The sequence below is a fragment of the Candidatus Acididesulfobacter guangdongensis genome, from assembly GCA_004195045.1.
Lineage (GTDB): Bacteria > SZUA-79 > SZUA-79 > Acidulodesulfobacterales > Acidulodesulfobacteraceae > Acididesulfobacter > Acididesulfobacter guangdongensis.
Genome location: SGBC01000003.1, coordinates 295,590 through 310,210, shown reverse-complemented (window position 1 = coordinate 310,210; position 14,621 = coordinate 295,590). Strand labels below are relative to the sequence as shown.

Genomic DNA, 14,621 nt, shown 5'->3' with positions numbered 1-14,621 from the left:
ATAGTTTTGTAATTTTGTAATTCATTATACGTTAGTTAATAGATGCGTTAGTTAATAGATGCGTTAATAGTTAATATTACGGTAATATAGAATTATAAACATTGTAAACAATATAACCATATGGCAATCTTAAACAATTTATTAAAATCAAAAAAACTTGGAGAAATTTTAGTCGATTCTAAGATGCTTAATCCTACGCAATTAGAATCTGCCCTTAATGAAGCAAAAAAAAGAAATATGAGGCTGGGAACAGCTTTAGTCTCTCTTAGTATTCTGTCGGAAGACGATATAATTAACGCTTTATCTCAGCAGCTCAGTATTAAGAAAATAGAGCTGTCCAAAATCGCCATAGACCCCGCAATAGGTAAAATTTTACCTGAAGCCCTTTCAAAACAGTTTAAGATGGTTGCTATTAATCTTTCGGACAATATCCTGACCGTAGTTATATCTGACCCTCTAAATGTTTTTGCCGGAGACGCTCTTAAAAAAGCAGTTAATTATGATATAGAAATTGCAGTCGCAAGAGAACACGAGATACTCAGAGCCATCGATTTTGTATATTCCGCCAAAGATATTATAAAAGCCGATAATTCAGAGCATATAGCCTTAAATTTAAACAAAGGACCGCAAAAAAGCACAACCGGCGTCAATTCTGCCACCTCTTCCGTTTTTGCAGCACCGGCAGGCGATGCTATAAACAAAGAAATTATAGAATCGGAAGATATAAATATAATTAAATTAGTAAACGACATAATAGTTTCGGCATCGAAGAACAGAGCTTCAGATATACATATAGAACCGTTAGAAGATGAAATTTTAATAAGAGAAAGAATAGACGGGGAACTTTTTGAAATTAAAAAACTTCCAAAGCAATTTATAAATCCTTTGATTGCAAGAATTAAGATAATTTCTAATATGGATATCGCCGAAAAAAGAAATGCGCAGGATTCAAGATTTAATATTACGCTTTCTGGAAAAGAACTTGACATAAGGGTTTCTATACTGCCTACGATAAACGGAGAAAAAGCTGTACTGCGAATATTAGATAAATCATCCAAGATAAATAAAATATCAGAATCTTCGTATATTGACGATATAACTAAAGGCAAAATATTAAAACTTATAAACAAAAAATACGGATTATTTCTGATAACCGGACCTACCGGCTCAGGAAAGACAACTACTGCTTATTCAATATTGTCAGAATTAAATAAATTAAATAAGAACTTAGTAACCGTTGAAAATCCGGTTGAATATAAGATAAAATATATAAATCAGGTCGAAGCCAATCTTAAAGGCGGAATGTCTTTTGCCGATATTCTAAGGTCAGTTTTAAGACAGGACCCCGACATTATACTTGTCGGAGAAATAAGGGATATAGAAACCGCTAAAATAGCGATACAGGCTTCATTAACTGGTCATTTTGTAATTTCAACCCTTCATACGCAGGATGCCTCTAGCACAATATCAAGACTGATAGATATGCAGATAGAACCTTTTTTGATAGCATCCGCTATTGTAGGCATTATTGGTCAAAGACTGCTAAAAAAACTTTGCGATAAATGCAAAAAACCGTACGAGCCCGATGCAGAATTATTAAAAGAATTGGGTTTGCCTGAAAATAAAACAGTTTATTTTTATAAAGAAAAAGGCTGTCCTGAATGCAGAGGCACAGGTTTTAAAGGAAGAATTCCTATATATGAATTATTGGTTCCTGACAATAATATACAAAAATTGATTTTAGAAAAAGCCGATGCCTCTCTAATAAGGAATACGGCTGTTACAAACGGTTTTATTACGCTGAGAAGATACGGCATAATAAAAGCGCTGGAAGGGCTTACTGCTATAGAAGAAGTACTGCAGGCAACACAGGATATTTAAATAAAATTGACCGTACAAAAATGATAAAAAATCAACAAATAATTAAAGTAATGAAAATGAATATGTCATATTTTAAACAAAATATAATATAAAGTAAGTCTTATCCTTAATGAATTTTAATCTTTTTAAATCTTCTATGGCAGAATATAATATAATATAATATATATTGTAAATATTATATATTGTTATTAATGTTTATTAATTGATATATTAGTATAATAATTATAATTTGTAAAAAATAACATAATAAAATAACATAATAAATAATAACAAATGTCAATTTATATTTATAGGGCAAGAAGCAGAAACGGTAAGTTAGTTGTCGGTCAAATTGAAGCGGCTTCCCTGCTTGCAGCGGAAAAGAACGTTGAAAATCTTCAGTTGATTCCGTTATCGGTTGTTGAAAAATCAAGTATTTCTATGAACGAACTTATTCCTTCTTTTCAATCTATATCAAAAAAAGATATAATTATTTTTTCACGTCAACTTGCCACTTTATATCAGTCAGGCGTTCCTATCAGCAAAAGTTTAACTTCTCTGATTGAGTTTACAAGAAATAAGAAATTTAAAATTGTTCTTCAGGAAGTCAAAGATGACCTTGAAAGCGGTCAGACACTTGCAAAAAGCTTGAGCAATCATCCAAAAATATTTTCCGAAATATACGTTAACATGGTTGAGGTAGGCGAATCGACTGGTCTTTTATATGACGTCTTAGTCAGAATTGCCTTGCTTATGGAAAAAGAAATGGCTATTAAAGCAAAAGTTAAAAGCGCGACATTTTATCCAAAATTAGTTATTACTGCTATAATTATTGCAACTGCCGTTTTAATAGGATTTGTTATTCCAAAATTTGCTATGCTCTACAGCAGTTTTAATGTGCCTCTTCCTCTTGAAACCAGAATCTTAGTCGCTATTTCCGATTTCTTTGTTAATTTCTGGTATATTATGCTGGCAATTTTTGCAGCGCTCATTATTTCCGTCAAACTTTATTTGAATTCGGTTAGCGGCAGGCTATGGTGGGATGAATACAAATTAAAAATCCCCATATTCGGAAGTATTTTTTATAAATCTATGATGGGTCAATTTACAAGAATATTCGGTCTTTTATTTCAAAGCGGAATACCGGTTAACCGTGCTTTTGAACTTATAAGGAATTCTGTAGACAACAAATATTTTACAAGAAAAATAGATGAATTGCAGGAAGAAATCACAAAAGGCAAATCCATCACACAAAGTTTTATAGATTCAAAAATTTTTTCTCCAATAATAATTCAAATGGTAAGCGTCGGCGAAGAAACGGGTCATATAGACGAGATGCTTAACAAGGTAGCCGATTATTTCGACGAAGATTTAGACCATCAGCTTAACATATTGCAGGCATCAATAGAACCTATTCTGCTGAGCATTATATTCGGAATGGTTTTATTTTTAGCGCTCGCTATTTATCTTCCGATTATAGACGTCATTAATTTTACTAAAAAATAACATTTGTCTTAAAAATTCTCTCAGCTGCCGTTGGATTAAAAATTTACAATCCCATTCTTTTCTTAAAATATTCAATAGTTAATTTTAAGCCTGCTTCGATATTAACTTTGGGATTGTATCCCAATTTTTCTTTTGCAAGCGATAAATCAGGTCGTCTCTGAATCGGGTCGTCTTTAGGCAGATCTTTAAATACTATTTTTGATTTAGAACCGGTCAGAGACAAAACCAATTTTGCGAAATCTATTATTGTAAACTCGTAAGTATTGCCGAGATTAACAGGACCAGTAAAATTTTTTGAATTTTTTAAAAGCATAATTCCGTCTAGTAAATCAGAAATATAACAGAATGAACGATTTTGTTTTCCGTCTCCGTAAACCGTCAAATCTATCCCTTTTAACGCCTGAACTATAAAATTGGAAACCACTCTTCCGTCGTCTTCAAGCATTTTTGGACCGTATGTATTAAACACGCGCACTATTTTAATATCTGTGCCGTAAGTTCTGTGATAATCAAACATAATAGTTTCCGCCGCTCTCTTCCCTTCATCATAGCAAGACCTTATAGATGTCGGATTAACATTGCCGCTGTAAGTCTCGGGTTGAGGATGAACAGAAGGAGAACCGTAAACTTCGGATGTGGAAGTATGCAGCACCGGAATATTTAATCTTCTTGCGTTTTCCATGACGTTAAATATTCCAAAAACATTATCTTTCATTGTCTTAAGAGGATTTTTCTGGTAGAACGGAACAGAAGCCGGACATGCCAGATTAATAATAAAATCGGCTTCAATATTAAAAGGTTCGGATATATCGTGTCTTATTAATTCAAAATTATAATTATCTTTAAATTCTTTTATGTTTTCTTTTGAACCGGTAAAAAAATTATCCATACATAACACTTCGTTGCCTTCATTTAACAACCTTTCGCATAAATTAGAACCGATAAAACCAGCTCCGCCCGTAATTAAAACTTTCATAGCAATTAATCCTCCGCTTTTTTTATAAGCATTTGCTTTATAATTTTTTATTTTATTTTATTTTTATATTTATACTTTTTTGCGCTGCTTCGCAATTTATCAAATTATTTTATAATCGATACTTGTTTCCGTATCCCCTTCTTGTTATCATATAAAAATCTTTTACAAATGTGGTGCTGTTGCCGATGATGATAGTCGTATTCATACTGACTAAAGAAAATTCATCTATATGTTCAAGTGTCGTTATTACAATTTCTTCGTCCGGTCTTGATGCCGCCTTAACAATTGCGGCAGGTCTGGTTTTATTAATATTCTTTAATAAAATTTCCTTTGCCGCAGTTAATTCATCTTTTCTTTTAGCGCTTTTAGGATTATAAATAATGATGACAAAATCTGCTTTTGAAGCAAAATCCAGTCGTTTTTCAATTTCTTCCCAAGGAGTCAAAAGATTAGACAGCGAAATAACGCAAAAATCATTCATAATAGGAGCGCCGACAGAGCATGCGGCGCTGCAAAAAGCCGGAACGCCCGGTATGAAATCCAAAGGAATTTTACCTATAAGCGATTTTTTTTCCAATAGTTCCAATAGAAGCCCGCTCATACCGTAAATACCTGCATCGCCTCCCGAAACTACGACGACTCTTTCACCTTCCATAGATTTATTTATAGCTGCTTCGCATCTCGTAATTTCATCTTTCATATTAAAATGCAGTTTTTCCTGCTCTTCGCGCAGCATTGCACTAATTTGCTTCAGGTAGGTCGAATATCCTATTATGACGCCGCATTCTTCTATCGCTTCAACGGCTGCTTTCGTTAAATGCTTAATATCACCGGGTCCCGTTCCTACCAAAGTAATTTTTCCGTACGCCATACTGCCGCAGTTCAAATCAGATGTTATATCGCAACAGCTATTGTCGTATTCATTTTCTTTTTTTTGCATATTAATAACTCCTTATTTATATCGGATGACAAAAGTGCGCACGGTTCGCAAACGGAATATGCGCCAGTGTAGCGGAAACAGGCTGACGACGTATCGGCAGTCCCGTCCGGCTTCACATTATTACAATAATTGTCAGTTCTTAAATCTCTTTTATATTCATATAAAAAATTATTAATTTCGTCTTTGGAAAAGAAATCAATATATTGAGCGTATTTTTCGGCAAATTTTAAAATCCCTTTCTCTTCCGATTTAATATCTATTGTAGCGACGTTTCTGATACTGAGCATAGAAAGACTATTTTGATTAAATATCTCTTGAATAAAATTTTCAATTTCTTCAAAAGCGGTATTTTTATTACATCCTATTCCTATCGACAGATTTCTCGGAAACAATCTGCAAATATTTATATTGTAATGTAATTCCGCACATGATAATTCATCAAACGTAAAATTCGGCGTTTTCAAATTTATTAGCACATCTGTTTTATAAGAAATGACTATAATATTTAGACTTGCAGGTCTTACAGGTTCATTAGCATATGATTTGTCATTATTTGACTTATTATCATATGATTTGTTATTACCCGTTCCATTATCATATGATTTGTTATTGCTTGACTTATTATAATTTGACTCATTGCAACGCTCTTTTAATATTTCTTCCGACCGGTTATCACGTTTGTAATTTAACTTATTATAATGCTCTTTCAATATTTCTTCTATATCGTTTTTTTTATAGATAAATTGTACAGGCTGAGTAAAGTCTGTAAAATAGTCTTTAATTTCATTTCTAAAACATTCATTGCTGCTCAGAATAAGGTCTGACTCAGGGATAAAAATTATTATTTTTTGAGCGCTTAAGGATGATTTATTAATAAATTTTATACAATTTTTATTTTCAATGTTCAAATTAAATTTTTTTGCGAACATATCTAAAGAAAACTTTTCTGAGATATCGGTAGCAGTCGTTATTACCGGAGCTGCGCCTATAATTTCAGCTATTGAAACGCACAATTCATTGGCTCTTCCGATATGCCCCGAAAGCGCGCTTATTGCGTAATTGCCTTTTTCATCAATAATTATTACTCCCGGGTCGGACAGTTTGCTTTTTATAAACGGAGATATAAGCCTTATGACTGCGCCAAGCGAAAGAAAAAAAATTAAAAAATCATATTCGTTAAAAGCGAATTCTATATTTTCACGATAATTATCATTATCGTAATTAAAAAATTCAAAAGTGCCGATACCGATATTATAAACATTGCAGTTATGAAAAACTTTATTGCCGCTGTTATTATAGCGTTTTTCATAATTACTATCGTAATCGCTGCCGCTGCAGTTTCCGCAATTACCGCTGCCGCCATATGTATAAGAATTATGCAATCTTTGCGGCTGGCGCTGCCGGTACTTTAGCTGATGACTGCCGCCGTGTTTATAATAATTATGCAATCCGTCTGAAAGTTTTGATGCAAGTTTTTTACCGTTTTCGGTAAAAGCGAATATAGCCGCCTTGTTTAAATAATTACCGGCTTTATCGGCTTTCCTTTGCTTTCCTGAATGTGTGAAAAAAATTCTCGTCATATAATTTAGATTTATGGTCAATTGAATATTTGCCAGCAAGCGCATTTCCTACAAGCAGCACCGCCATATTTTTGATAGATCTGGCTTTTGCAATGCTTAAAACATCTTTTAATTTACATTCTATAAGTATTTCCGATTTTAAAGACACGTCTTTTGCTATTAAACAATATGTGTTTTCGTCATAACTTTCTAAAAGATCCGATACAACGGAATCTATCAGTCCAAAGCTTAAATATATCGCCATGGTCGCTTTATGCGATGCAAGGCTTTTTATATCCTGTCCGTCAGGCAATTTTCCGGTTCTGCCTGCAGCCCTGCAAAATATCACAGTCTGGGAAACATCAGGCAATGTGAGCGTTGATTTATTGGAAGCGCAGGCTGCAAAAGCGGCTGTGACGCCCGGAATAATTTCATAATTTGCCTGTTTTATTTCAAGCAGCGCCGCCTGTTCGCTGATTGAAGAATAAAGCGACGAATCCCCTGCATGAAGAACAGATGTTATAGTACCGGCGTCATACATCATCGCTATTTTTTCTGCAATTTCTTCAAAGCACATGCCGCTCATATCGTAAAGTATGCAGTCTGAACCAGGTATTTTTAATAACTCTTTATTTATCAAAGAACCTGCATAAAAAACACAGCCGGACGCCAATAATATTTTATAGGCTTTAACGGTCAATAATTCAGGGTCTCCCGGACCGGCTCCGATAAAATAAATTTTATATTTTTCAATATATTGCATATCCATAATTTATATAGTTTAGATTTTGTTTTTTTAGTTATAAGTTATAATAAGTTTAGACTCTGTTTTTATTTAATTTATTCTTAATTTATTATTAATTTAGTCTCAGTTTAGTCTCAGTTTATACTTTTTTCGCTATATCCGCTATTATAAAATCTATATAAAAATTGCCGCAAGAATAGAAAAATAATCATAGCCGCCGCTATTGACGGGCTCAGTACAGTCCAAATCGATGCCATCTTTCAGCACAGATTTTTCCAATATATAAAATTTAAGTTTACCGTTCTTAAAATCATTGTAAAGCATTCTTCTATAGATATGCAGTATATCATATATATTATTTCCGGCTTTCATATAAATTATCATAGACGGTTTTTCTTTTGAAGACATAATAAAATTGATTTCCGATTCAAGTTCCGAATCGGTTTTGCCTATAGGTACGCTAATTAAAACCGAACTTTTTTTTACCGCATACGGTTCCTTTATTAAGCCGAGCAAATAATTAAAAGATGAAATTCCGGAAATTATGTTTACATTTAAAGCTATATTATGACTATCCGCCAGTTGTTTCAGCGATTTGTACAGTTCCGCATAAGTGCTGTAGAAAGCGGGGTCCCCTATCGTTATATAGGAACATAGATAATTTGCTTTTAATTTTTGAATAATTTTTAATGCATTTTCATCATAAAGCGTTTTATTAAGATTAAAATTTTTTTTCATTTCTATATCCAAAGGTATAAGTTTAGAATCATGAATATCAATCAGATTGCCTTTTAAAATATCCAAAGCAAAATTATTATTTGAATATAAAACTCTCGGATAAAAAATAAAATCGCTCTCTTTCAAAATTTTAACCGCTTTCAGCGTAATTAAATCAGGGTCTCCTGGACCAACTCCCACGATATTAAGCAAATAATTATTCATTATTGTAATAAATAAATTGTTTTTATTATTTTGTTCTGAATTGTAATAAATAAATTGTTTTTATTATTTTGTTCTGAATTGTAATAAATAAATTGTTTTTATTATTTTGTTCTGATTATTTTTATAAGATATACCTGATTTAACGCTTTAAAATATGAACTGTAAGATATTGATTCTAAACGTGAAATATTTAAAGAAATTATCTCATATCTTATTTTTGATTTATTATTTTCTATATATGACATCACTTTATTAAGCGTATCAATCATAACGCAATTTACAACAATTATTCCGCCTGATTTGAGCATTTCAAAGGAAGTTTGTATAATATCGTCTATAGATATGCCTCCTCCGCCGACAAAAATAGAATCCGGCTGAATATGTTCAGCTGCAAATTTATCTTTTAAGTAATTGAAAATTGCAGGCATATCACCAAGCATAGCTTCTATATTGGGTCTTTTAAATTTTTTAATATTTTTTAATAAATTATTTATTTTTATCTTATTTTTGTCTATTGAATAAATCATTCCCTCAGAGGCTACTGCGGCGGCTTCAATACTTACGCTTCCGCTTCCGCATCCGGCATCAAGCACGACGCTGTTCCTTTTAAGTTCAAGCATACTTAAGGCAGCCGCGCGTATTTCTTTTTTTGTCGGCTCTCCTTTGCCGTGAATAAAATCATCATCGTTTATTCCTAATATATTGACACTAACATTAACATTAACATTAGCATTAACATTAGCGTTAGCATTTACATCCGCATCTGCAATTATTTTGACACCGGCATCGGCAACCGCAGCTGCACCGCCATTAATACTATCATTAGCGTCTGTACTGATATCGGCATCAGTATGAAAACCGGTATGTATAATGTTATTTCCTGTATTATTGTTTGCCGTGCGGCTTTTATTATTACAATTACCGCAGCTATCGGCTCCGCCGTTATTGCAATTTTCGCCGACATTGTTTTTTTTATTAATAACGTGTTCCAAAATTACAATGTTTTTCGTATCTTCAAATTCTTCCAGCGCTTTTTGGATATTTATTTTATTTGAATTTTGTTCTGTTTTAATATTTAAGGATAATGTTTTTTCATTCTTAGAGCACAATTCGCTTAAAACATGAAATTTATAATAGCCGCTAAAACCTTTTTCCATTAAAATTTTATAAATTTGAAACGGATTATTAATTTTATCCGTATATATACCGATATTTTTAGATGTATAAAGAGCCTTAAAAAGGTTTGAGACATTTCTTCCGTGAAGGCTTATTATTTCAGAATCCGACATTGATATTCCAATAGATGCAAAACCTTTTTGCATATAGCTTGCCGCCGGAAAAATTTCTATATATCTTCTGAACTTTTCATCGGTATTATTAAATATAGTTCCGGCAATTCCGAAGAAATTAGGGTCCCCGTCGGCTAAAACCAATATATTTTTTTTAGTTATATTTTCCGTTATATAATCTAATATAAACTGTATTTTGCTTCCGTAAAAGATTTGAGAACTTTTTATTATATTATGTTCATGTTTAATTTTTTTTAAAATATATTCATCTTCCTTTCTTGCAAAGATAGAATCGATATGAGAAATTTTTAATATAGACTGTTCCAGCGAAATATTTGCGCTGAAACATTTTGAAACACCGATTATATAAATTTTATTTAGTTTCAAATATTTTTTCTCCCGAATATGATAAAAGTATTATCTTGCATTTTACCTTATTGTTATTTATTTTTTCTATATTATTTTTCGCATTATAAAGTATTTTATTGATAATTCCATTTTTGATATTTTCATTTTTTATGTTTTCTATATAAGAAAATGCTTCCCTTGAAGTATTTGAATTAATCACTTTTTTATAAATAGCGCTAACATCGTCCTCGTCCTCATAATAATCATCGGAGCCGCCGCGCCGCATATACCCGCTATTTTTAATTATTTCTCCAATATAATTCAGATTTAGCCGGCTATATTTAGCGTTGGTATTTCTTTCCCCCTGGGATATTTTAACAATCTTCCCGAACTGACCCGTTAAAATAATATTTTTAATTCCGAAGTCAGCCGCCTTTCTCACTGAATATGACACAAAGTCGCCTATTTCTATAAAATACTCTTCCGGCAGATCCGTGAAAATTTTCATAGCGCACTTTTCGCTGAATCTGCCCGGCGTAAACACGCATAAATTAATGTTATTTTCAGATAAAAAATTCAATGATGACTTAATAGTATCAAGCCAGGCTTTTGCGGATATCGGAACAACATAGCCTGTAGTCCCTAAAATACTTAATCCGCCATTTATGCCAAGCCTTGAATTTAAAGTCTTTTTAGAAATTTCCTCACCGTCAGGTATATATAATACCGATAAAAAAAAATTTACGGTTTGCAAAACATCATTTGAATCGTTTAATACCTTATTATTTTCATTTATTTTTTTATTGAATCTGCATACTGCAACTGCAGCAGTTAAACCGTTCAATTCATTTAAAGCATTTTTTTTTATCATGTCTTTCGGAACAGGATTTACAGCAGGATATCCTACTCTGACCGGCAGCCCCTGTTTAGTAGCTATACCAATGCCTTCAGCCGATGAGAAGAAAAAATCTCCGGCATCGGTATTTATAATTTTATCATAAAAAGTTAATTTATTATGATAAAATTCGTTAAAATAATCCTTTAAATCATTTTCAAAAACTTCGGCAATAATTTTATCAGAATTATTTAAATCATTTTCAATATCTTCAGCAATAATTTTATCAGAATCATTATTACGGTCATTATCATATTCATATTCGTCTGCACCTTTATTATTATTTTGAATATTTAAATTTTTATTAACTTTTTTGCAGATAATCATAAAATCGGCGTATATCTTAATGCCGCCGGTTACATCTATATCGTCTCCTGAAAACTTCTGAATAACGGCGGTAGATATTTTTATCCCGTTTTTTAAAAATCTGTGTGATAAATCCATAACATCGATATTAACGGATTCTCCTCCGGGCATATCTACTGAAATAGTTTCAAATTTTTCTTTCGTAAAATAATACCGTATCGACGACCTTATTGCGCCTGCGCTGACCGTTCCTGTAGAAAAACCTTTTTTTAAACCGCCTTTGGAATACAATATATCCATATTAGTTTCGTGCTATTTTTTTAATTTTTTATCGTTACCTAAATACCTAAAATACCTAAATACTTTGGAATACAATATATCAATTAAAAAGACGTTCCAACCGTAAAATTTACCCCTCCCGACGGCCAGTAAGGTTCCCTCGTCAGAATAAAACCGTATGAAAAACTTATCGGTCCTATAGGGGATAAATACATTATGCCCGCTCCGGCAGATTTATACAGTACCAAAGGTTTAATATCCGACGTGGTTAAGAAAACATTTCCTCCGTCCTGGAAGCCGAATAAATCAATATTGTGATATACGGGGATATTTAGCTGAAGATTATAATTTTCCATAACGTCTCCGCCTTCGGCATAGCCATACTGATTTATCACGCCGATAGAATCCTGCGGAAATCCCCTGACGGTTGTTCTGCCTCCAAGAAAGAATCTTTCGTTAATAGGCACCTGCTCCGTCGGCGATAGCGGTCTTATATATCCGAATCTTAAGGAATATTCCAAAACCGTATCATAAACAAACGGTATAAATTGTTCCGTATGAACAAATAATTTGGCAAAATTTATCTGCGAATCTAATATGGCTGACGAATAAGATAATCTTATATCTGTAAGATTACCGGATGTCGGATTAAATACGTTATTTTTCGAATTATAAATAAGCGACGCTTCAAGCGAGCTTATCCTTGTGAAACCGGTATCGCGCGGAGTGACGTCAACGCCAGGATTTAACCCCGACAGATTGTCGTATGACATATTATAAGACAATAAACCCTTTAACTTGTGATTAAATTTTCTTATCAGCGAAAAAGACGTTCCTTCTTTATGCAAGGTATAATTTAGCGTAATGATATCTGAATCTAACGCTTCGGCATTAAATGCCAGTCTTCTATAATTAAAAATAGCGGGATCATAATAATCAAATAAAAGATTAGTGTAAATAGCGCTTTTTGAGAACCGCATAGATAGAGATTTTCCTGAACCGAACAGATTGTCGTCGTTAATCTGAAAAAATCCCCTGTATCTCGTATATGTTCCGTAGCCTGCACCGAAACTTAAACTTATCGGTTTAGAATCTTTTACCTGAATAATTATGTTCTTATATTTTTTAATATTCTCAGGATTTTCTAATTTTATGGCAACCGAATTAAATAATCCGGTTTTATATAAATCGTTTTGGGTTTTAATTATGCTGCTCTGATTATAAACCTGACCTTTTTTAAATAAAATAAGCGATTTTATATATCCTGTTTTTGTTATAGTATTTCCGGTAATAAAAATGTTTTTTATAATAACCTTCCGGCTTTTCTGCGTAGAATAATACAGCCTGCATCCGTTTTTATTTTTTGAATAAACTATCCGCAATCTTGTTTTTGAAAAAATATAGCCTGCATTAGAAAGGTCTGTTTCAATTAAATTTTTTCCGTTATCTGCGTCTAATATTTTAAGCGGTTTATCTACCATTTTTTTAAAATAACTTTTAACCTCATTTTTTATCTTCAACGGAAGACCTTCAATACTGATGCTTTTTATATATGTTCGTATATTTTTTGTTATATCAATATATATTATTACCGATTTTTTATCTTTGCCGAATTTCAGACTGTAATTTGCTTTGGCGCTCAAATAGCCCTGATTATTATAAAAATTTTCTATATTTTCAATATCTCTTTTTAATCTTCTTTCGCAGAAAAACTCAGGTGCAAATAATGAAGATACGTGCGTCCTCATTAAAGAATCTATCCTTGAGATGCCGAAAGGCTTATTGCCTGTAATTATTATATTTTTTACGGCAACTTTATAGCCTTTATTGACGTTATAAAATAGGTTAATTATTCTGCTATGTTTATTTTTTATTTCCTTAAAAGAAACTTTATTAAAAAAATAGCCTTTTGTTTTAAAAAAATTCCTTAAAACTTTTTTAAACGCCAAGAAAGTTCCCTTATCAAAAATGAAAACATTATGAACGGTAAAAACATTGTTTTTAATAAAATCAGAATTATACGGTCTAATTCCTTTAAAATGAAATAATATTTTATAGCCCGGGTGGATTGAAAATAATAATATAGTTTTATATTTATTTATATATTTTATCACTGTTGGTTCTATTATAGGATTCAGATAATTTTTCTTAATATAAATATGCCTTATACGCTTTCTGAAATTTTTTATTAAAGACCTGCTTAGAGGTTTGCCTGAAATTTCTTTAATAGACGAAGAAAGAATTTTCGCAGGATAAAATGTTTTCCAGTGTACGAAGACTTTTGAAATCAGGACGGGTTTATTTAAAGCTATAGTTATATTTATTATATATTTTTTATCTTTTCTAAGCACATAAGAATTTAGTGAAACATGGGCAAAAGGATAACCTGAATTTTTTAATAATTGTTTTATTATTTTTATTGATTCTTTTTTATAAGAATGCAGATACTGTCCGTTAATTTTCAGTTTAATTCTGTTTAATATTAATTTTTTACCGATGTCTGAATTGTTTAGCCCTTTTATAGTTATTGTTTTTATATAAACTTCTGGAAATAAAAGAAGTTTTAAATATATTTTCCTATTTTTATATCTATAAAAAACCATTACGTTCGAAAAGAGTTTAGATTTATAAAGAGCTTTAATTGTTTTTTCAATGTTATACATAGAAAAATATTGCCCTTTTTTTATATGAATATAATATTTTATTGAGTTAAGTTTAATATTTGACGGCAGGCGGTATGATATCGATTCTATTTTTGTTTTTAAGGGCAAAGAATAAATTAAGGCAGAACCTACACTCTCCATGTTTTTATTTTTGGCGGTATTAACGTTCAATCCGTAAGATGCCGGCAGGTTATAGCACAAACTGCCCGATAATATTAGTAATATTACCGTAAGAACAAATAAAAAATTTAAACATAATTCAATTTTCGGTATAATGTTTGTATATTTATTCACGTTTTTATTTATTTATTCA

Annotated in this window: 10 protein-coding genes; 2 read left to right on the top strand and 8 right to left on the bottom strand. The window is 31.9% G+C overall.

Going from position 1 to position 14,621, the window contains the following annotated elements:
- Window positions 1-120 precede the first annotated feature (120 nt).
- Both EVJ46_07750 and EVJ46_07745 read left to right on the top strand, forming a co-directional pair.
- On the top strand, window positions 121-1,881 hold the full coding sequence (locus EVJ46_07750) for an AAA family ATPase (GenBank protein RZD16076.1): 1,761 nt from the start codon (window positions 121-123) through the stop codon (window positions 1,879-1,881).
- Window positions 1,882-2,154: 273 nt separating this feature from the next.
- Window positions 2,155-3,366: a type II secretion system F family protein gene (locus tag EVJ46_07745; protein ID RZD16075.1), complete on the top strand. Its 1,212-nt coding sequence runs from the start codon at window positions 2,155-2,157 to the stop codon at window positions 3,364-3,366.
- Between the two features lie 43 nt (window positions 3,367-3,409).
- Here the strand turns inward: EVJ46_07745 and EVJ46_07740 are convergent, their stop codons facing one another.
- The 8 genes from EVJ46_07740 to bamA all read right to left on the bottom strand — a co-directional run bounded on the left by EVJ46_07740 (window position 3,410) and on the right by bamA (window position 14,509).
- A complete protein-coding gene (locus EVJ46_07740; protein ID RZD16074.1) occupies window positions 3,410-4,342 on the bottom strand; it encodes an SDR family oxidoreductase in 933 nt (310 codons plus the stop codon).
- 109 nt (window positions 4,343-4,451) lie between these two features.
- Window positions 4,452-5,282, bottom strand: a complete 831-nt coding sequence (cobJ, locus tag EVJ46_07735) for a precorrin-3B C(17)-methyltransferase (protein ID RZD16073.1) — start codon at window positions 5,280-5,282, stop codon at window positions 4,452-4,454.
- The gene (locus EVJ46_07730) at window positions 5,237-6,907 is read right to left on the bottom strand and encodes a hypothetical protein (protein ID RZD16072.1); all 1,671 of its coding nucleotides are present in this window, start codon (window positions 6,905-6,907) and stop codon (window positions 5,237-5,239) included. Before EVJ46_07730 ends, cobJ begins: the two co-directional genes overlap by 46 nt.
- Window positions 6,813-7,610, bottom strand: a complete 798-nt coding sequence (gene cbiF / locus EVJ46_07725; GenBank protein RZD16071.1) for a cobalt-precorrin-4 C(11)-methyltransferase — start codon at window positions 7,608-7,610, stop codon at window positions 6,813-6,815. The genes EVJ46_07730 and cbiF overlap by 95 nt, the downstream gene beginning before the upstream one ends.
- 150 nt (window positions 7,611-7,760) lie before the next feature.
- Window positions 7,761-8,528: a hypothetical protein gene (locus EVJ46_07720; GenBank protein RZD16070.1), complete on the bottom strand. Its 768-nt coding sequence runs from the start codon at window positions 8,526-8,528 to the stop codon at window positions 7,761-7,763.
- Window positions 8,529-8,629: 101 nt separating this feature from the next.
- A complete protein-coding gene (cbiT, locus tag EVJ46_07715; GenBank protein ID RZD16069.1) occupies window positions 8,630-10,204 on the bottom strand; it encodes a precorrin-6Y C5,15-methyltransferase (decarboxylating) subunit CbiT in 1,575 nt (524 codons plus the stop codon).
- Window positions 10,191-11,666, bottom strand: coding sequence for a cobalt-precorrin-5B (C(1))-methyltransferase (locus EVJ46_07710; GenBank protein RZD16068.1), 1,476 nt, complete (start codon window positions 11,664-11,666; stop codon window positions 10,191-10,193). The genes cbiT and EVJ46_07710 overlap by 14 nt, the downstream gene beginning before the upstream one ends.
- 83 nt (window positions 11,667-11,749) lie before the next feature.
- Window positions 11,750-14,509: an outer membrane protein assembly factor BamA gene (gene bamA / locus EVJ46_07705; GenBank protein ID RZD16067.1), complete on the bottom strand. Its 2,760-nt coding sequence runs from the start codon at window positions 14,507-14,509 to the stop codon at window positions 11,750-11,752.
- Between the last annotated feature and the right edge of the window lie 112 nt (window positions 14,510-14,621).

Excerpts from the sequence above, each read along its gene's own strand:
- EVJ46_07750 (RZD16076.1), top strand. The coding sequence starts at position 121 with ATGGCAATCTTAAACAATTTATTAAAATCAAAAAAACTTGGAGAAATT.
- EVJ46_07745 (RZD16075.1), top strand. The coding sequence starts at position 2,155 with ATGTCAATTTATATTTATAGGGCAAGAAGCAGAAACGGTAAGTTAGTT.
- EVJ46_07740 (RZD16074.1), bottom strand. The coding sequence starts at position 4,342 with ATGAAAGTTTTAATTACGGGCGGAGCTGGTTTTATCGGTTCTAATTTA.
- cobJ (RZD16073.1), bottom strand. The coding sequence starts at position 5,282 with ATGCAAAAAAAAGAAAATGAATACGACAATAGCTGTTGCGATATAACA.
- EVJ46_07730 (RZD16072.1), bottom strand. The coding sequence starts at position 6,907 with ATGCGCTTGCTGGCAAATATTCAATTGACCATAAATCTAAATTATATG.
- cbiF (RZD16071.1), bottom strand. The coding sequence starts at position 7,610 with ATGGATATGCAATATATTGAAAAATATAAAATTTATTTTATCGGAGCC.
- EVJ46_07720 (RZD16070.1), bottom strand. The coding sequence starts at position 8,528 with ATGAATAATTATTTGCTTAATATCGTGGGAGTTGGTCCAGGAGACCCT.
- EVJ46_07710 (RZD16068.1), bottom strand. The coding sequence starts at position 11,666 with ATGGATATATTGTATTCCAAAGGCGGTTTAAAAAAAGGTTTTTCTACA.